General features: G+C 39.1%; 20 protein-coding genes and 2 riboswitches. Of the genes, 5 read left to right on the top strand and 15 right to left on the bottom strand.

Annotation, left to right across the window (positions count from 1 at the left end; translation table 11 throughout):
• Window positions 1–78 precede the first annotated feature (78 nt).
• From HPT25_RS15050 to HPT25_RS15005, 10 genes are all read right to left on the bottom strand, one after another.
• Window positions 79–363: a ferredoxin family protein gene (locus HPT25_RS15050; protein ID WP_173065692.1), complete on the bottom strand. Its 285-nt coding sequence runs from the start codon at window positions 361–363 to the stop codon at window positions 79–81.
• Entirely contained in the window at window positions 363–1,658 is a 1,296-nt protein-coding gene (locus HPT25_RS15045; protein WP_173065689.1) for an FAD-dependent oxidoreductase, read from the bottom strand. The genes HPT25_RS15050 and HPT25_RS15045 overlap by 1 nt, the downstream gene beginning before the upstream one ends.
• The gene (locus HPT25_RS15040) at window positions 1,651–2,682 is read right to left on the bottom strand and encodes an electron transfer flavoprotein subunit alpha/FixB family protein (RefSeq protein ID WP_173065686.1); all 1,032 of its coding nucleotides are present in this window, start codon (window positions 2,680–2,682) and stop codon (window positions 1,651–1,653) included. The genes HPT25_RS15045 and HPT25_RS15040 overlap by 8 nt, the downstream gene beginning before the upstream one ends.
• 38 nt (window positions 2,683–2,720) lie before the next feature.
• Window positions 2,721–3,545, bottom strand: a complete 825-nt coding sequence (locus HPT25_RS15035; protein ID WP_173065683.1) for an electron transfer flavoprotein subunit beta/FixA family protein — start codon at window positions 3,543–3,545, stop codon at window positions 2,721–2,723.
• Between the two features lie 526 nt (window positions 3,546–4,071).
• A complete protein-coding gene (locus tag HPT25_RS15030) occupies window positions 4,072–4,314 on the bottom strand; it encodes an aspartyl-phosphate phosphatase Spo0E family protein (protein ID WP_173065680.1) in 243 nt (80 codons plus the stop codon).
• 366 nt (window positions 4,315–4,680) lie between these two features.
• Entirely contained in the window at window positions 4,681–5,214 is a 534-nt protein-coding gene (gene mtnD / locus HPT25_RS15025; RefSeq protein ID WP_173065677.1) for an acireductone dioxygenase, read from the bottom strand.
• Window positions 5,215–5,237: 23 nt separating this feature from the next.
• Window positions 5,238–5,867: a methylthioribulose 1-phosphate dehydratase gene (locus HPT25_RS15020; protein WP_173065673.1), complete on the bottom strand. Its 630-nt coding sequence runs from the start codon at window positions 5,865–5,867 to the stop codon at window positions 5,238–5,240.
• Window positions 5,864–6,532: a 2-hydroxy-3-keto-5-methylthiopentenyl-1-phosphate phosphatase gene (locus tag HPT25_RS15015; RefSeq protein ID WP_173065669.1), complete on the bottom strand. Its 669-nt coding sequence runs from the start codon at window positions 6,530–6,532 to the stop codon at window positions 5,864–5,866. Before HPT25_RS15015 ends, HPT25_RS15020 begins: the two co-directional genes overlap by 4 nt.
• Complete coding sequence (gene mtnW, locus HPT25_RS15010; RefSeq protein ID WP_173065666.1) at window positions 6,533–7,744, bottom strand: 2,3-diketo-5-methylthiopentyl-1-phosphate enolase; 1,212 nt, start codon at window positions 7,742–7,744, stop codon at window positions 6,533–6,535.
• A gap of 154 nt (window positions 7,745–7,898) precedes the next feature.
• Window positions 7,899–8,007: riboswitch (SAM riboswitch) on the bottom strand.
• 70 nt (window positions 8,008–8,077) lie between these two features.
• Window positions 8,078–9,256: a pyridoxal phosphate-dependent aminotransferase gene (locus HPT25_RS15005; RefSeq protein ID WP_173065663.1), complete on the bottom strand. Its 1,179-nt coding sequence runs from the start codon at window positions 9,254–9,256 to the stop codon at window positions 8,078–8,080.
• Between the two features lie 119 nt (window positions 9,257–9,375).
• Between HPT25_RS15005 and HPT25_RS15000 the strand changes: the two genes are divergently transcribed.
• The gene (locus HPT25_RS15000; protein ID WP_173065661.1) at window positions 9,376–10,161 is read left to right on the top strand and encodes a carbon-nitrogen family hydrolase; all 786 of its coding nucleotides are present in this window, start codon (window positions 9,376–9,378) and stop codon (window positions 10,159–10,161) included.
• Window positions 10,162–10,244: 83 nt separating this feature from the next.
• A riboswitch (SAM riboswitch) is annotated at window positions 10,245–10,414 on the top strand.
• Between the two features lie 108 nt (window positions 10,415–10,522).
• A complete protein-coding gene (gene mtnK / locus HPT25_RS14995) occupies window positions 10,523–11,707 on the top strand; it encodes an S-methyl-5-thioribose kinase (RefSeq protein WP_173065658.1) in 1,185 nt (394 codons plus the stop codon).
• Window positions 11,708–11,756: 49 nt separating this feature from the next.
• On the opposite strand, the gene HPT25_RS14990 is transcribed toward mtnK, so the two are convergent.
• From HPT25_RS14990 to HPT25_RS14980, 3 genes are all read right to left on the bottom strand, one after another.
• Window positions 11,757–12,851 (bottom strand): PAS domain-containing sensor histidine kinase, encoded by a 1,095-nt coding sequence (locus HPT25_RS14990; RefSeq protein WP_312857292.1) that lies wholly within the window; start codon window positions 12,849–12,851, stop codon window positions 11,757–11,759.
• 158 nt (window positions 12,852–13,009) lie between these two features.
• The gene (locus tag HPT25_RS14985) at window positions 13,010–15,304 is read right to left on the bottom strand and encodes a thiamine pyrophosphate-dependent enzyme (RefSeq protein ID WP_173065655.1); all 2,295 of its coding nucleotides are present in this window, start codon (window positions 15,302–15,304) and stop codon (window positions 13,010–13,012) included.
• Window positions 15,304–16,317, bottom strand: coding sequence for a 2-oxoacid:acceptor oxidoreductase family protein (locus HPT25_RS14980; protein WP_173065652.1), 1,014 nt, complete (start codon window positions 16,315–16,317; stop codon window positions 15,304–15,306). Before HPT25_RS14980 ends, HPT25_RS14985 begins: the two co-directional genes overlap by 1 nt.
• Before the next feature lie 387 nt (window positions 16,318–16,704).
• Between HPT25_RS14980 and HPT25_RS14975 the strand changes: the two genes are divergently transcribed.
• Window positions 16,705–18,450, top strand: a complete 1,746-nt coding sequence (locus tag HPT25_RS14975) for a B12-binding domain-containing radical SAM protein (protein WP_173065649.1) — start codon at window positions 16,705–16,707, stop codon at window positions 18,448–18,450.
• 16 nt (window positions 18,451–18,466) lie between these two features.
• Here the strand turns inward: HPT25_RS14975 and HPT25_RS29070 are convergent, their stop codons facing one another.
• Entirely contained in the window at window positions 18,467–18,601 is a 135-nt protein-coding gene (locus tag HPT25_RS29070) for a hypothetical protein (protein ID WP_281368206.1), read from the bottom strand.
• Window positions 18,601–18,762 carry a protein YkzP gene (gene ykzP / locus HPT25_RS14970; RefSeq protein ID WP_173065646.1) on the bottom strand — a complete coding sequence of 54 codons (162 nt, stop codon included), beginning with the start codon at window positions 18,760–18,762 and terminating at the stop codon, window positions 18,601–18,603. The genes HPT25_RS29070 and ykzP overlap by 1 nt, the downstream gene beginning before the upstream one ends.
• A gap of 130 nt (window positions 18,763–18,892) precedes the next feature.
• On the opposite strand from ykzP, the gene HPT25_RS14965 reads away from it, so the two are divergent.
• Window positions 18,893–19,246 (top strand): DUF3905 domain-containing protein, encoded by a 354-nt coding sequence (locus HPT25_RS14965; RefSeq protein WP_173065643.1) that lies wholly within the window; start codon window positions 18,893–18,895, stop codon window positions 19,244–19,246.
• Between the two features lie 106 nt (window positions 19,247–19,352).
• A complete protein-coding gene (locus tag HPT25_RS14960; protein WP_173065640.1) occupies window positions 19,353–19,550 on the top strand; it encodes an alpha/beta-type small acid-soluble spore protein in 198 nt (65 codons plus the stop codon).
• Window positions 19,551–19,586: the final 36 nt, after the last annotated feature.

Here is a 19,586-nt window from a genome sequence, read left to right as displayed (position 1 = left end):
TTTTATACTAAACTAATCTTTTATTAGCTGCAAAAAGAAAAGACGATCGTTTTATCGTCTTTTCTTTTTTATTCATTATTATGCTAATCGGAAGACAATTCCATGTCCACCCTTTGGATATTCCCACTTAATATTTTGGTACGGACAGCCGATCCGGCAGCTGCCGCATTCATGGCAGCCTTCATATCCTACCTGCATCCGTGTTCCTTCCCATTTGTAAACCTCAGCTGGGCAGAAAACGGTACAAAGCTTATCAGGGCATTTTGTCATGCAAATGTCATGGTCAAGAACCGTCAAATGGGATTTTGTATCACACTTAAACCGAAGAAGATATTGCTTTTCCTCAAGATTCTTCGTTGACATTATTTCACCGCCTTCCAAGCTCGATAAATATCTTGTAACACACGAAGTGTTCCTTTTTCTCCCGTTACACTCTTTATAATTTGTTTCTGTTTGTCGCGTTTTGGTGTTCCATCTACTGTGAAGAATTTGCTCATTGCCTTATTCATCATTGGTACATAATCATTAAAGTATTGCGGATATTTTTCAAATGTATGGGTAGCATCCTTATATTTCTCTAAATCCTTCATGATGAAACTGCCATACAGTGCCTCCCTGTAGCTGTTTAAGCTGGACTCACTAAAATCTCCGCGTTGCTTCGCTTGTATAACGGCTTCTGCAGCCAATTTTCCGGAATGCATTGCCATGTTCGAACCTTCACGATGAATAGCATTCACTAGTTGAGCAGCATCTCCTACCACGACAACACCATTTCCAGCCACTTTAGGTACAGAGCGAAAACCGCCTTCTGGAATTAAATGCGCTAAATATTCAGCTGACTCTCCCCCAGAAATTAATGGTTTTACCATCGGGTGATTTTTCAGATAATCTAATAGCTCATAAGGTTTCAATTTGGCCTTAATCATGCTTGAAAGAGTAGTTCCTACTCCAATATTTAAGCTTTCTTTGTTGGTATAAAGGAAAGCTGTTCCAAGGTTGCCTTTGGTTGAGTCGCCAAAAATTTCAATCGTTACACCTTGGTTATCTTCAACGTTAAAGCGGTCGTTAATTTTGTCCTTTGGCATATTGATGACTTCCATGACTGTCAAGGCTACTTCATCTGGACGATATTCTTTGTGAAAACCAAGCTGTTTCGAAAGAAGGGAGTTAACTCCATCAGCTAAAACGACAACATCAGCATATACTTCACCATCAGGACGATCTGTACGGACACCCACGACCTTGCCGTTTTCTACTAAACACTCTGTTACAACCGTTTCATTGATTAATAGAGCACCTGCATCCACAGCCTTTTTAGCAAACCACTGGTCAAATTGCGCCCTTAATACGGTGAAATTATTATATGGTTCAACCGCCCATTCTAGACCTTTGTAGCCAAATTGGACAACTGATTCCTTATCCATCATCCAAAAACGCTGCTCGATCACAGGACGTTCAAGCGGTGCTTCTTTCCAAAATTCAGGAATTAATTCTTCCATTTGCTTGCGGTACAAGACACCGCCCATTACGTTCTTCGCTCCCGGGTACTCTCCTCTTTCAATAAGGAGGACATTTAAGCCATTCCTGGCACAAGTTAAAGCACAAGATGTACCTGCAGGACCAGCCCCAACCACAATCACATCAAATTTCTCAGACATAGCTCATTTCACCGCCTTTTTCAGCTGTCAGTTTCTTAAATTGATCGATTAATTTAGGGACAATTTCTAAAGCGTCTCCGACAATTCCGTATGTGGCGACATCAAAAATGGGTGCATTCGGATCTTTATTGATGGCAATGATTAAATCTGAATTCTTCATGCCAACAACGTGTTGAATCGCTCCTGATAAAGCGATGGCAAAATAGATTTTCGGTGTAACCGTTTCACCAGTCTGTCCCACCTGTTGCTCATGTGGCAGCCACCCGGCTTCTACCACATCCCTTGTTCCGCCGACACTTGCACCGATTGTTTCTGCCAATTCATAAATCAGCTGAAAATTCTGAGGATCGCCCATTCCCTTTCCACCGCACACAATGACATGAGCATCAGCCAAATTAGCCTTTTTTGTTACATCATTCACAATTTGCAGTACTTTTGTTCTCATTTCCTCTTCATTTAGTGATATTTTCTCTTCAATTATTTTCCCGGGTCTTTCTTCATCTAGCTCCAAGGCTTTCATCACCTTTGGCCGGACAGTTGCCATTTGAGGACGGTGCTTTTTACAAAGAATGGTCGCCATAATGTTACCGCCAAATGCCGGACGGCTTGCTTCCAGCAATCTATTTTCTACATCCACATCCAGCATGGTTGTATCGGCGGTTAATCCTGTTACCAAGTCTGTTGCAACTGCACTTGCTAAATCTTTTCCATTTGGTGTTGCCCCGTAGAGAATAATTTCCGGCTTATATTTCTCCGCTAGGTAAATGACACCTTTCATATAGGACTCTGTACGGTAATTTTCCAATACAGGATGATCGATTAGGTAAACAATGTCAGCACCATAAGCGATGACTTGATTAGCTAAACCTTTGATTCCGTAACCCAGTAGGAAGCCTGCCAATGGTACTTGTAATTTATCAGCAAGCTTTCTTCCTGCTCCAAGTAATTCCAGTGAAACACCTTCAATCTCTCCGTCATTTTGTTCAATGAAGATCCAGACTCCACGGCATTCGTCTAGATTCATGTAAACCCCTCCCAGCAAAGTCCTCAAATTTCACCTGCTTAATTAGGTGTTTGAATAGAAAATAGGTCTTTTTTGTCCTGTAAAATGTCCATTAGCTGGCTTACTTGTTCATCTGCAGTACCTTCGAACTTTTTCCCGCCTTCTGGTCTTGGCGGTGTAAACATTTTGCCTACAATTGTCGGGGACCCTTTTAATCCCAGCTGCGCATGATCAACATTTTCCAGGTCGCTGACTGCCCAAATGATCGGTTCATACCTTGCTGCATTAATCATGTTAGGCATGGGGGGATATTCAATTTCGTTAATTTCTTTTTCCACTGTTAATAAACATGGCAATTCTGCTTGAATCAGCTCATAACCACTTGTTAATTTCCTTTTAATTAACACCGTTTTTTCTTTTACATTTACTTCTTCAACTGCGATAACACTTGTGACAGGCGGGATGTCCATTCTTCTGGCAATTCCCGGCCCAACTTGTCCTGTATCACCATCAATAGCGTGTTTACCGCAAATGATTATGTCGACAGGAAGCTCCTTGTTGATTCTTTCCAATGCTTTTGATAATGCATAGCTCGTTGCGAGAGTATCCGCTCCGGCAAAAGCACGATCAGTAATTAAAAATCCTCGGTCAGCGCCGATTTCGATACTTTTTTTAATGACAGCTGTCGCCTGCGGCGGTCCCATAGACAATACTGATATGATGCCTCCCGTTTTTTCTTTAATTTTTACCGCTTCCTGAACGGCATGGGCATCGTATGGATTTAAAATGGCTGGTGCACTTCTGCGGTCGAGTGTGTTTGTTTTGGGATTAATTTTAATAATTTTGGTATCAGGTACTTGTTTTACACATACGACAATGTGCATGTAGAGCTTCCCTCCTCTAAAAGGACATTTTTTGAAAGCGGTTGCTTTCTAGTTTAAAAAATGCTTTATTAACGATATATGAATCGTCATAATAGCATATTACTAATGATGGGACTTTTCTTACTTACCTGATAAATATATTTATATTTTTGACTCTACTATGAAGTACTATGGATCACTTTTAATTCATTAATAGATGTGGGAAGTTTTAATTAATACTAAATATCGTACTAATATTAACTATATGGAATAATCAGCCATATACAATGATAAATATCACAGAAGCTGTCTAAGGCTGTCAAAAAATAATGGGTGAGTTTTCACGAAGTTAATCAATTTCGTTATGTGGGTATTGTTTTTACGGAAGTGAATGGTGAAAAAAATCCTTGTGGAAGGCCTTCCTTGCAGCTGTTCCAAAATAAAAATTTAACGGAAAAACCTTCCTTATGTGGTTACTCTGAAATTATAGAAGGGTTTGTTAGTCATTGTGTTTTCTCCAGGAGTATTGTCGATCATTTCATATTTTTTAGACTAAGACTTTTTGATATACCATGACCATATGTTTAAAGGCAAATTTTATTTCTTCACAAGGTGTTGATGCTTGTCCCATCATGCGGTGATATTTATTTATTAATTCATCTAATTCTTGACTATATTTGATCGTTGCCTCGCTTGTAAATCCAAGAGTATTGGCACATTCAATCATTAGTTCTCTTTTCACTTTAATTTCTTCAATCATATCACTATGATTATTACTATTCTCGTACAACGTTATCCCCCTGCCTCTAACTCTCATACTGTGTCTTGCCTTAAAGGAAGACTACTTGAAGAATTATGACAAGAATTTTTATAAAAGTAAATACATTCGCAAAACTAGACAAAACAATCTAATAATTTCTTTTTTCGACAAATTTCTTTGTTATTCTCGCTAACATTGCGACAAAATTCAATTCATTCATAAACAAATGCTCTTCTTGTCATTTCATAAAGAATTCCACCCCCCATTTCCAATTCATTTTCCAACTTAATAGGATGTTTATTTTCCTAATATACCATTTGTAATCGTTTGCAAATCTAGAAATCTATGAAAAATAAGACTGACTTCAATAGCTGAAGCCAGTCTTTATTATATCATTTAGTTTTTTACTTCTTGTTTTTCATAAATAGGCACCCAGCCTTCTGTTGTAACAAAAATTCTAATGGCCACAACTTTCCGATCGTCCTCAAGTGTAAAATAATGTCTTGTATTCTCTGGGACAGATATTAAGTCACCTGGATTTAAATGTACTTCAAAAAATTCATTATCGTTACCCTGGATGACAAAGACGCCATGGCCGCTCACAATAAATCGAACTTCATCATCAGTATGATGGTGCTCTTGTTTAAAATTTTGGAGCAAAACTTCGAGATTTGGTGTATTTTCAGACAATGAAATAACATCTTGTGACTTGTATCCTCTTCTTGCTGAGATGTTGGAAATTTCAGCTGCAAAAACTTGTAAAATTTCTTCTTTTTCTGCATCAGATAATAAATACTTCTCGACAAGTGCTGCAGGTAGCTTGCTAATGTCCCAATTCTCATAAATTACTTCCTGTGATGCTAGAAAGCTTGCCACTTCCTCATGTTGATCAATTTGTCCTTGCTTATTTTGAAATGTAATATACGCCATGACGTTTCTCTCCCTTTCCTTTATTAAACTACTTTAAATAATTGATATGGTTTATGTTCTAATAGCCGAAGCTGGTAGCGGAACAAAAATTCTGATGCTTCGAGAATTTTTTTGGCCTCAAAGGCTGTTTTCCCCCATACGGTAATTCCATGATTTCGAATCAATACGGCACCGGTATCACCAGTAATATGTTCAGAAAATGTATGTGCTAGGGTTGGAATATGGGCATAATTACGAATAATCGGAATCTTAAGGACGGCATCCTCTTCCCACATATCAAAAGCCTTAATAAGCTCCTGGCCTTTAAAAGTGACCTCGCCGTGATCGCCGTATACTTCTGATATAACATTGTTGTCAATTGTATGAACATGGAGGCTGCAGCAGGCATTTGTCTTGCGATAAATTTCAACATGTAGCAGTGTTTCCGCCGATGGCTTAAGGTGGGTCTTCTCCACTGCCCTGCCAAATTCATCTACAAGTAGAAAATCTTCATCGGTCCGCTTGCGTTTGTCCTTTCCACTAGCTGTTACCAGAAACTGCAAAGGTTTGTCACTTACCTTAATCGCAAGGTTTCCACTGGTTCCCATAAACCAATCCCGCTCGGCAAGTTCGTCCTTGATATCCGCCAATTCCTTCCATTTATCTTTGATCATGTTAGTTCCCCCACCTCAATTCGCTTTTTAATTCCTTCTATGCACTCATAAAATGTATGAAAGCCCTGGTGTTTTATACCCCACTCTTCACATTTTTCCTTAAGCAGATCTCTTGCAAGAACAAAGTCAGCATACTTAGCTGCTTCAAGATCTGTTACAGAGTCACCGATTACTATTTTAAAGCTGATATCCAAATCTAATTTTCGAATAATGCTTGGCTTACAGCAGCCGCAATCATTTTGGCATAATGAATCACAACGTTGCGGCCAAAGAATCTTAATATAATCATCAGAAAAGTCTGAACTATTACAATAAATCCCGGCAAACGGACCAAACTTTTCTAAAATCGGATAAATAAAAAAGTCAATTCCCCCGCTGACAATATAAAGCGGAATTTGCTCAGCACGAGTAAATTCAACAAACTCTTTAAAACCATGGCGAATTTTCGCATTTTTTATAGCAAAATCTGTAATTTCATCTTTCATGTTGGTGGGAAGCAGTGAAAACAGCTTCCCAACACCTTCACGTATGGATATCTTTTGTCCGAGTATGTCGTCTTTTACTTGTTCCCACCCCGGCGGAGCAAATTTTTTCATAATGCTGATGATATTATCGCTTTCCGTTACTGTTCCATCAAAATCACAAAAAATTACCGGTTTCGGCATCTAAACGGTCACCTCTGCATTTCCCCACATCTTTAATGCTTTTTGAAGCTCTAGATGATCTTTCGCACCATCTGCCAATTGTCTGCCTTGAAGATTTGTCTCGATTGCCTGACGGAATGCAAGACCACCTCCACGCGCTCCATCCGGATGTCCATGTATACCTCCGCCGGCATTAATGACAGAATCAATTCCAAAGTCGCGGATCAATAATGGGGTTAAACCTGGATGAATGCCTGCCGATGGAACAGGGAATGCTTGCCCGAATACATCATCCTTCGTTAATTCGTCTGCAATGGATAATGCAGCGGCTTTCTCCAAGGCTACTGTTCCATATGGCGATGGGAATAAAGACAAATCAGCCCCAGCATACCGCAATAACTTCCCTAAGAGCAGGGAGTGGGATATACCGTAAACAGAGGAAGATGTCAATGCACCGCTAACGGCAGGATGAGCCATGAGCGGAAGTGCGATCTCATCATCCTCTCTTAATTCTTGAAGAACATCAAGTCCATAGGCAAAAACATTGAATAATAATAAATCTGCACCAAGTTCCTTTGCTTTTCTTGCTTTATCACGTAATTGTGAAGTTCTCCCAGTCAGATTTACTGCATACAAAGTTCGATGCCCTGTTTCCTCAAATACCTCATGTAAAACCTTCTGCCCTGCTTTAATTCTTTTATCAAAAGGGGTTAAGTCATTTTCAAACAGGATTTCATCATCCTTTACTAAGTCGACGCCTCCCAAAGCCTGTTGTTTTAGCTGTTCCGCCAGAAAGTCTAGGTCTTTGCCTAAAACACCTTTAAAAATGCTCATTAACAATGGACGACTATATACATTTAGCCGTTTTCGAAGCCCATCTATCCCAAATCTCGGCCCAGGAAAAGCCTTTTTTAATTCCTGATTAAACTGTAAATCCAGCAGCTTTATTTTTCCGTCTAATGACAGCTTTCCAAAAACCGTGGTCAGGATTGCTGGCAGGTCACTGGGAAAATTCGCATTTGGATAGGCGATACGAATAAGGGAATGCCCCTCTTGGTCTGATGACAATCCTTCGATTGAAACTACTCTTCCTTTATGTTTGCGCAGTTGATTCTGCTCAAGCTCCGGTAGATTCGTCCAAGAGCCGACTGTTAAACCTAAGGCAATTTCTTCAGCTTTTTTTTCTGGGTTATTTTCACCCTGTACAAGATAAGTAGCAATTAATTCAGTCATTTTGACACATCCTTCTTAAACATAAGGCCATGTTAAACTTGGCTGTTGATTTCCACTCCAATTGGCACAGTTATAATCATCAACATGCAGTAACAAAGCTCAATATAAAAAAACCTCTTCTGACAGGAAGAGGTTAGTACAACAAACTAACATCTTCTCATCTTTCAGCTCATTGCTGCAAGATTTAGCACCGTGCTTAAATACTATTTAAGTCGGTTGCCGGGCTTCATTGGGCTAGTCCCTCCGCCTGCTCTTGATAAGAAAACGATTCGTAAATATTCACTTTATCATTGTTCATAACTTATTTTTACCAGAAAAACATGAAATGTCAACTTATTTTTTAAATATTTCTAACTGGCTGATTCTTCTGACTGCCTCCATTAATCGATCCTCTGATGTTAGGAGGCCAACACGAACATATCCTTCACCAAATGTACCGAAACCAACTCCTGGTGCCACCATAATATGTGCTTTTTCAAGCAATAGATTGGCAAACTCTTCAGATGAAAAACCTTCAGGTACCTTCAGCCATGCAAAAAATGAGCCTTCGGGAGAGGCAACATTCCAACCAAGTGAGCGAAGGCCGTCAATCAGCACATTCCTTCTTCGTTCATACAAAGCGATAAGCTCCTTCACACAATCTTGAGGGCCATTTAGTGCTTCGGCTGCTGCTTCCTGTACAGCCCCAAACAAACTGACATAAAGATGGTCCTGAAGTAGTTCAATGGACTTGATAATACTGGCATTACCGACAGCGAAGCCTACTCGCCAGCCCGCCATGTTATATGTTTTAGAAAGGGTATAGATTTCTATCCCTGCCTCTTTCGCTCCATTCACTTGAAGGAAGCTGACTGGCTTTTTCCCCTCAAACCCGATCGCCCCATAAGCAAAATCATGCACCACACAAATATGGTGTTCATTTGCAAGCCTAATTGTTTCCTCAAAAAATTCTTTTGATGCTATGGCACCGGTGGGATTATTCGGATAGTTGAGAAACATTAATTTTGCTTGATCTTTTATTTCGGGAGCAATCCCTGCGTAATCTGGCAAAAAATGATTCTCCTCTTTCAATGGCATCGTAACCATTTCCGCTTTTGCAAGAGCAACACCGGACCAGTAATCAGGGTAACCAGGATCAGGAACAAGCACAGTATCGCCTGGATTTAATAACGCTGTAGGAATTTCGACCAATCCTGCCTTGCCGCCGAATAAAATAGCAACCTCTGTTTCAGGGTCAATCATCACCCCGTACTCACGCTCGTAAAAATCAGCTGCTGCCTTTTTTAAATAACGGTGGCCTTGAAATGGTGAATATTTATGATTCTCCGGATTTGCAGCTGCTTCCTGCAATTTTGCTACGATGTGATTTGGTGTCGGCTGATCCGGATTCCCCTGCCCTAAATTGATCACATCACATCCCTGCTCAATAAATTGTCCAACTCTTTTGACAAGCGAGGCAAAAAACTGCTTTGGCAGGCTATTTAATAATTCCGATGGTGGAAATTGCTTCACATTCTCACCTTCTCAATTCATTTTTCAAATTTTTGTTGAAATTCTAGTCACAAATGATATAACTTTTATAACAGCTTGTAAAGGGAAAATTCAGAAACTAATAAATTGGGGGACAAATCATGCAATATACTGTTTCATGTCTGCAAATGAATATTGCTTTCGGGAAACCGGAGCAGAATTTTGAAACCGCTGAAAAGCTGATTGAAAAAGCTGTTATGGACAAACCAGACATAATTGTCCTTCCGGAACTATGGACAACAGGCTACGACTTAACAAGACTCGAATTGATTGCCGATCCGAACGCAAATAAAACCATTCAATTCCTGCAAAATGCCGCTAAAAAATACCGCGTTCATTTTGTTGGGGGTTCCGTTGCTAATCAAGGCGAAAACGGGGTTAAAAACACACTCCTGATTATTAATAAATCCGGTGAAATAGTTCATCAGTATAGTAAACTGCACCTTTTTAAGCTAATGGATGAGCATATTTATTTAGAGGCTGGAGAAGAAAAAGGAGTCTTCCAACTTGACGGTCAACCATTTGCAGGTGTTATTTGTTATGACATCCGCTTTCCTGAATGGATTCGGGCCCACACTTCTGCAGGGGCTGAAACATTATTTGTCGTGGCTGAGTGGCCAGAGCCCCGCCTATCTCATTGGCGCTCTCTATTAATTGCCAGAGCAATCGAAAATCAATGCTATGTTATAGCTTGCAACCGTTCAGGCTGTGACCCTAATAACCAATTTGCAGGTCATTCCCTCATCATTGATCCATGGGGTGAAATAATTGCGGAGGCAGGGGCTGAAGAGCAAATTTTATCTGCAACAATTAATCTTGACCTAGTAAAAGCTGTACGAAAGCAAATTCCGATTTTTGCAGATAGAAAACCGGAATACTATAAATAATTTTCTTAGAAAAATTGTTGACAATTTTCTTTTCAACCTGATATATTTTTTCTCGAACATGGAAAATTTAAAATTTTTCAACACTCTTATCACGAGCTGGCTGAGGGATTTGGCCCTTTGAAGCCCAGCAACCGACCGTAATGCCATTGTGAAATGGGGCGCAGCTTTAAGTAAAGCGCCATAAGGCCAAAAGAGTCTTATTAGGGCACGGTGCTAATTCCAACAGAAGGATGAACTTTCTGAGAGATAAGAGGCGAAGACCGTAAACCACTGTCTCTCAAGCCTCTTCCAGAAAGGAATGAGGCTTTTTTTATGACTTTGACGTTATTTAAGCCTCGTAATGACAAGGAGGGAAAAAACAATGAGTCAAGTAAAATTAGAGGAATACAAGCCATTAACTGAAGAAACTGCCGTTGAGCTTGCATTAAGGCTGAATATATTTCACGAAGAGGCTGAACTGTCATGCCGGGAAATAGGAGATGGAAATCTCAATCTTGTTTTTCACATTGTGGATCAAAAAAATGAAAAAAGCATTATCATAAAACAAGCTTTGCCATATGCCAAAGTGGTCGGAGAAAGCTGGCCTTTAACTCTAAAAAGAGCAAAAATCGAAGCAGATGCGCTAATGTTATTTGGGAAAATAGCACCGAACTACGTCCCTAAGGTTTATTTCACTGACGAAATTCTGGCTGTGACAGTGATGGAGGATTTGTCTCATCTGACAATAGCCAGGGCAGGCTTTATTAACGGAGAAACGTATCCACAAATTTCCCAGCATCTTGGTGAATTCCTTGGAAGAACCTTATTTTACACTTCTGACTATGGATTAGGTCCTTCCGGCAAAAAAGAGTCAGTTCAACAATTTATTAATCCAGAACTATGTAAAATTACTGAAGATTTAATCTTCACGGATCCGTACTTTAATGCTGAAACTAATGATTTTGAAAAAAGACTGATTCCCGCAGTTGAAGCAATCTGGAAAGATGAAGAACTCATATTCCATGTAAACATTTTAAAAAGAAGTTTCTTAACAGAAGCAGAAGTACTGCTTCATGGGGACCTGCATACTGGAAGTGTCTTTGCCAATAATGCGGAAACAAAAGTTATTGATCCAGAATTTGCTTTCTACGGTCCAGCTGGTTTTGACATCGGGCAGGTTTTTGCCAATCTTTTCTTTCAGGTAATTGTTAATATCGATAAACGAGAGTTTTTTACTCGCCATATTGAATCGGTTTGGCATACCTTTAAGGAGCATTATTCCCAGCTTTGGACAACAGAAAACAAAGAGGTCTTGGCAAATACAACAGAATTTTTGCAATTCAATTTGACGAAATATTTTGAAGATGCGCTGGGATTCGCAGGCTGTGAACTGGTGCGAAGAACCATTGGATTAGCCCATGTAGCTGATTTAGATCGAATTGAGGATAACGATGCAAGAATTTCAGCCAAACAAAAAGCGCTTGAATTGGGTACTTTTCTTATCAAAAAGCGTAAAGAATTCACCGATGTTACAACAGTTATTCAAAAGGCGGTTCAACTGCTGTAGACGAGTCCTTGATCAAAAAACCACTTCCTTTATGTAAAGAAGTGGTTTTTTAACTATAATTCATATGATTAACAGGAAGAAAAATATGGAATACCGTTCCCTTTCCTTCTTCACTTTCTGCACTAATAACTCCTTTATGCTCTTCAATGATTCGATAACTGACCATTAATCCTAAACCAGTCCCTCTTTCTTTCGTGGTAAAAAACGGTTCTCCTAATTTATTAATTTTTTCTTTTGAGATACCGAAACCTTCATCCTTTATCGAAATGTGAATTTGATGATTTTCCTCTTTTGAAATCGTTACTGTTATGGCCCCACCATTAGGCATGACTTCTATCGCATTTTTTATAAGATTTACAAAAACTTTTTTTAATTGATTGGGTTCACAGAAAATCAACGGGAGAGGCTCATCGTAAGCTGTAATAAATTGGACGTTATGCAGAAGTGCTTGTGCATTTAACAAATCAATTGTTTCTTTCATAATTTGCTGAATATCTTTTTCCTGAAAACGAATTTCCTTTGGTTTAGCAAGTAGTAAAAATTCATTAATGATGGAGTCAATCCGTTCCAGCTCAGATGTAATAACTTGATAGTACATCGTATGCTCTTTTTTAATACTGCTCTCCAGTAATTGAATAAACCCCTTTAATGCTGTCATTGGATTTCTTATTTCATGGGCGATTCCTGCAGCCAGTTCTCCAATTACGTTAAGTGTCTCCGATTTTCGCAGCTGCTGTTCAATCTCCACTTTTTCAGTTATATCCTTGAAAACGGTGACATTCAGACCCTCCACAATTTCGCGCTTTGTTGAATAGTCAAAATGTCTTTGTTTATCGCCTCTTATATCAAAAACAATCGAAGAAGAATTTTCTCCATATTGATATACACGCTCAAAATGTTCGCGAATTTCCTGTTTCTTGTCCTCTGGATATATTTCGAATAATGAGCGGCCAATTATACGCTCTTTCGAGAGTCCTAGCATTTGTTCAGCCGCAAAGTTGATATTAACAATTTGATATTGATTATTCCATAAAAACATCCCATCCATGGAGTCCTCAAATATCCGGCGATACATCTGCTCGCTTACCCTTAAATTGTTATCGGGTAATTCTCTTTTAAATCCAAGGTGAGTATTTTTTTCCACGTCATTTTACACCCCGTTCTTAACCAGAGTCGTTTAAACATTTTTACACCATAATATTCAACATAAAATGGAAAAACCCTTTTAAATTTACATTTATTTCTTAAAAGAAAAGAAAAATCGCAAAGTGCTTTTTCAACACCTTACGATTTTTCAAAAAATTATAGTAATGGATTTTCATGCTTAGCTTTCAGGCGTTGCCATCTTTTTTCAACTTCGTCCTCAAAAGCTTCTAAGAGGGGTTTGTTCTCTTCTTTTAATAGATGCTTAGTCTTACCCATATATTTAAACCATTCAGTTACTGAAACCCGTTTATTCTTTTCTTCCGGATTATAGGTAATAGTTGTTACACCTTGTTCAACTTCGTATAACGGGAAGAAACAGGAGTTAACGGCTTCTTCAAGAATTTTTGTACCGTAACGATCTTCTGATTTCCAGTTTAACGGACAAGTAATTAATAGTTTTCCAAAAACCGGGCCCACATTTTGTGCATACCATTGGGCTTTTGCACCTTTTTTAACAAGATCTTGAGGGAATGCTTCTGATCCGGTGAATACATATGGAATATTAGTAGAAGCCATAATTTGAACTGTATCCTTATGATGGAACGTTTTTCCTTGTTGAGCTTTTCCTACACCAGATGTACTTGTCATATGGCCAAGCGGTGTTGAATAAGACAATTGTGAGCCAGTATTCATATAACCTTCATTATCATATTCCAGCATGATTAATTTATGTCCGCGAAGTGCTGTTCCAATAGCGGAACCCATTCCGATGTCCATACCGCCATCACCTGTAATCATGACAAATGTAGCGTCATCAGCGACTTGAATTTCACCCCTGCGTTTTAATTCCATAAAGGCTTCCACCGTGCCTGACAATGTTGCCGCCCCATTTTGGAACAGGTTATGCATCATCGTCTGCTTATGAGAACTATATGGGTATGAAGTGGTCGTAACATATGCACAGCCTGTTTGGAACAATGTGACGATATCACCTTCAATACCTTTGAAGAATAATTCAAGACCGCCAAAAATTCCGCACCCAGGACAAGCACCGTGACCGGAAGCAATTCGTTTCGGTTTGGATGTCAACATGCGCAGTGGAGGAATTTTCACCTTTAGCTTATTTGTTGCTTCATCCATTTTAACTTCAATTAAACCTGATTTGTAAACATCACCATGCTGAGGTTCAATCACAGGCTTTAGGATTTTTTCTGGGTCACCTGGAACATGGCCATAGTAATCAAATGGCTTTTCCGCCACTCCTTTTTCCATAGCTGAAATTGCCATTTGGAAGAAGGCCTCAGCATCACTAGGATAAAAGTCTTTACCGCCCATACCAAACACACGGCTTAGAACAATTGTTTGGTTATTCCTGTCATCCTGAAGAGCGGACTTGATTTCATGTGTCAAGTTCGGTCCATGTGCACCATAGGAATCTGCCCGTTCTCCGACCAGTAATGATTTCACATTTTTCAGTGCTTCGCGGATCTCCTTTGCCGGGAAAGGACGAAGAATATTCGGACTGATAACTCCAGCTTTAATTCCTTGTTCACGAAGCTTGTCGACGACATCCTTTGCTGACTCGGCTGCAGAATTTAGCAGGAATACAGCAACTTCCGCATCATCCATTTTATATAAATCTAAAACAGGATACTCTCTACCTGATAATTTTGCATATTCAGCCGCGACTTCTTTCAATACTTCTCCTGCATGGTAAATCGCTTCTGATTGTTGGAAATGGTTATTCATAAGATCTTCACCATTCATATGGGCACCGATGGTTACCGGCAGTTTTGGATCTCTGATAAAATTGTAATCAGTCGGGCATTCCCCTACAAATTGCTGAACAACCGTCCGATCTTTGAAATATTCAACTCTCCGTTTTTGATGGGAGGTCCAGAAACCATCGTATGCAACAATTACAGGCAGGCGGACTTTAGAATGTTCAGCAATCTTAAGCGCCATGATATTCATATCATAAACAGCCTGCGGTGTTCTTGCCGTTAAAATAACCCACCCTGTATTTAACCCATAATATAAATCAGAATGATCTCCACGAATATCGAGCGGGCCGCTAACCGCACGTGTGACAAGATTTAATACCATTGGAAAGCGGGTACCAGCTTGAACTGGCAGCTGTTCAATCATATATAAAAATCCATTTGCGCTAGTAGCATTAAACACCCTCGCCCCAGTTGCTGCAGCACCATAGCAGATCCCCGCTGAACCATGTTCGCCATCAGCAGGAATCAGCATAATATCATGCTCTCCGCGTGTTTTCATTTGATCTAAAAATTGGGCCACTTCAGTGGAAGGGGTAATTGGGAAATAGCCCATAATATGATAATTGATTTGGGCAGCCGCCATCGCCGCCATCTCATTGCCGGATTCAAAAGTAGAAATTTGTTCTGCTGCCGTTTGTTCAGTTAATTTATCCTCTAAAATTGCCATTAAAAATTACCTCCTGCAACATACGGAAAGTTTTGCTTCACTCGATTTTCGTCTGCGTAACCCATCATTTCACGGAGATCACTTAATGCATCTGTCGGACAGGCTTCAACGCATTTTAAACAGCCTTTGCAATATTGATAATCGATCCCTTTAAGGAACATTTGCTTTCTGCCCTTTTTGTCTTCTCCTTCTTCCCATACAAAACAGTAATCAGGGCAGACATTATCACAGGCAGCGCAATTGATACATTTTTCCTGTTGAAATTCCGGAAGGAACCCTTGGCGTGATCCGCTTAAATCTTTTAAAATACTATTTGCCTGAGCTGTGATCACTCCTCCGAGCTCCTGTGTATGATAGCCTAACATTGGAAACGGGCGTGTAAAAGCTTTTCCTTCTGCTTCCGCAGGAACTTCATATGTTTTGAAGCGTACTTCATTATAACCGCGGTCAAATGTACGCAAATTTGGTTCCACCAAGTGCGGATATTTTTTCTCAAATGTTTTGCGGATGACCTTTCTCATTGCATCTGGATCAAGAAAATCACAAATACGGAAGAGGGCTCCAAGCATAGCTGTATTTACTTTTGTTTTTTCTTCAACAGCAATCGTTAGCGCATCCACGATGGCAAGCGTGCCATATTCCAGTTTTAGATCAGATTTTACATCATCAAAATCACGCGCTGTATTGACCAGAACAATCCCACCGGCATTTAAGCCGCTGACGACGCTTATCGTTTTATAAAGTGCCTCATGAAATACACCTACAACATGAGGCTGTTCAATAGGGCTGTGATCACGAATAGCTGTTCCCGGTTCACAAAATCGGATAAAACTTTTAACTGGTGTCCCCTTCTTCTCAGAACCATAGGATGAGAAGTTCGATCCGTTTAAACCAAGCCCCAAAACTCCAGCCTCTGCCAGCATTTTCCCCGCTAGATTCGCTCCAAGGCCGCCGATAGATTCCAAGCGGATTTCAAAAAATCCTAGTTCATTTTTATTCGGTAAAATAGACATAATGTCCCTCCCCTTATTCGGTCGAAAATATAACTCGAAAAAACATGAATAAATAACATCTTGGATGTAATTTTATAACTACCAAAATTAAAAAGCTGTGACAAAAGTCAAACATCATTAAAAAAATTTTGATACAGGAATTGGATTAGGTTAAAATGCGCCGTCACAATTGGGGGTTTAAGGAGTTCATAATTGTATAACAGGAAAAATGTTGTAATATAACAGAATTCATTTTAACGAGAGACTCTGTAAACATGACTGTTAATTTCCATTCATTTCCCTAAGTATGAAACAGGAACAACCTGGAAATGTGTTTGCCTTCTATTCTTTTTGACGAAAATATATTATAATTATTATTTGTTTTATCCAATGTAAAGGAGCTTTTTCATGAAAGTAATATGCGCTACGTTGAATGCAAAGTATATTCATACAAACCTTGCCATTCGTTATTTAAAAGCCTTTGCTTTTCCAGAATTCGATATCCAATTGAAAGAGTATACGATAAAAGATCCGGTTATGAATATTGTCTCTGATCTATATCAGCAGAAACCAACAGTAATTGGATTCAGCTGCTATATATGGAATATTGAAGAAACCCTAAAGGTCATCAGTATGCTTAAGAAAATTGATCCTAGTCTGTTAATTGTTCTTGGAGGCCCAGAAGTAAGCTACGATACACTTGAGTGGATGAAGAATTATCAAGACATTGATTTTATCGTAATGGGAGAAGGGGAGCTGACATTTAAAAAGCTGCTTTCCGAAATCTCGACAGACAAGCATTATGAAAATGTTCCTGGTATCGCTTTTCGGAGTAATGATCAAGTGATTGTCACTCCCCAAAGAAATAAGCTTGATCTTAAAGAGCTCCCATCTCCGTACCGTTTTTCAGAAGATATCCCCCATCTTTCAAAACGGGTTACTTATATCGAGACAAGCAGAGGCTGTCCATTCAGCTGCCAGTTCTGTTTGTCCTCTATCGAAGTAGGGGTCAGATATTTTGATCGGGAAAAAATTAAAGATGACATCCGCTGGCTGATGGCTAATGGGGCTAAAACAATAAAATTTGTTGACCGAACTTTTAACATCAGCAGAAGTTATGCAATGGAAATGTTTCGTTTTTTAATTGATGAACACCTTCCAGGTACCGTTTTTCAATTTGAAATCACAGCGGATATTATGCGTCCAGAGGTCATTGAGTTTCTTAACCAAGAAGCGCCTGAGGGATTATTTCGTTTTGAAATTGGCGTTCAGTCCACAAATGACTTTACCAATGAGCTTGTAAGAAGAAAGCAAAATTTCAGTAAATTGATGCGGACAGTCACCATGGTCAAAGAAGGCGGGAAAATTGATCAACATTTAGATTTAATTGCCGGCCTTCCGGAAGAGGATTATTCCTCTTTCCGCCAAACATTTAATGATGTGTTTGACATGAGGCCTGAAGAACTGCAGCTGGGATTTTTGAAGATGCTTCGCGGAACTGGGGTTCGCTTGCGAGCGGATGAACATCAATATGTTTATATGGATCATTCTCCATATGAAATTTTAAGTAACAACGTTCTTTCTTTTGATGATGTGATCAGAATTAAACAAGTGGAAGATGTGTTAGAAAAATATTGGAATGATCATCGTATGGATTATACTGTTGAATATTTAGTCAGCAAAGTATTTGAAACTCCATTTGAATTCTTTCAGGAATTCGGTTCTTATTGGGACGAGCAGGGCTGGTCAAGAATTGGCCATCAACTTGAAGACTTATTTAGAAGACTGGATGCTTTTTTGAAGCAAAAAACGGTTGAACACCATGACATTATTACTGGTCTGATGAAATATGATTATTTAAAAAATCATAAATTCAAGCCAAGAAAACCATGGTGGGCCCAATCAACTGATAAAGGCATACGAACCAAAATGTATAAACAAATTATTGAAAGTCCTAAACTTTTAGGAAAAGACTTTTTGGAGCTTAACCTTGGGGAAATGGAGTTATACAAGCATACTGTACTTGAGGAGCTTTCCTTTGACTTACAAAAATATTTACAATTTGGAGAAATTCAAAGGGGCTCTGCCTTTTTACTAACGTACTTTGATCCAACCAATAATAAAGCAATGTTGTTTCCTTTTTTTGAAAAATAAGCCGGACTTTTCCGGCTTATTTTTCTTTTTTAATTTTGGTTTTGTTCAAATCATTTTTTGTGTTAACAAGCGGAATTCCATTTACATCACCATATTCGAAGCTAAATTCCTCTACTGGTATGCGCGGTGGAGTTTTTCTGCGTCGGCCCATTAACCTCTTCCTTTTTTTCCTTGCTTGGAATTGCGATTAGCAAATCTAATGGCATTATTGTTATCGGTAAATTCAGCCGAAAATTCACTTTCTTGGACATTTTTATGAGGGGTTTTTGTATATTTTTCCACTGCATCGAATTCTGCTTTCCTCTTTGCCATGTGCACTCCTCCTAAAACTTAATCTTACAACTATAGTTTTGGATAAATTAACGTTAATATTCGTTTCCTTATTTTTCATTAATAAATCAACTTTACGTGAAGAAAATAATGAAAAACAGAGGTGAGAAATATGAGAAACGAGAAAAAAGAAACGACAGAAAAAGCGGAAAGCATTCAAGAAACCATGCCGCATCAAATTAATGCGCCAAGCTTTCAGGGAACCGGCATTAAAATGGAAGACCCGTTTGTCAATAAGTATGGTGTTACAATAGGTGACAGCAAATATTCCTCTGCTAATTCACCTTTAGAAAACTGGTCAAAGGATACAGACCCAGCGATCATGTCAGGTGATGAATGGGTTCATCCAACAAATGATATCGGCTGGAATACCTCTGAAAACCGGGAGATTCTTGAAAATAAACGAAAGCCCCAGGCCTCCCCATTTATGCATCCAACAAAAGACGTGAGTGTTGGAACCGATTAACATCCATTTTCGAAAAACATTACCATTAATGAAAATGGCCAAGAAAAATAATAATACAATTACAGAGAAATAAAACATCTCTGGATAAAAAGGAGTTGAAAGTAAAATGGCTAATAGCAGAAATAAATTATTAGTGCCTGGCATTGAACAATATTTGGATCAGGTAAAATATGAGATCGCTCAAGAGTTTGGTGTTCAATTAGGCTCCGACACAGTGTCAAGAGCAAACGGCTCAGTTGGCGGCGAAATAACAAAAAGACTTGTACAACAAGCTCAAGCACAATTATCAGGAAAATCCGAATAATTATATAATATGGAAGAAGGTCCGGCGATTGCCGGA

Origin of the sequence: Neobacillus endophyticus, from assembly GCF_013248975.1 — a bacterium.
GTDB lineage: Bacteria > Bacillota > Bacilli > Bacillales > Cytobacillaceae > Neobacillus > Neobacillus endophyticus.
Note: the sequence above shows the minus strand (reverse complement) of the source record. Positions and strands in the feature narration are given on the sequence as shown.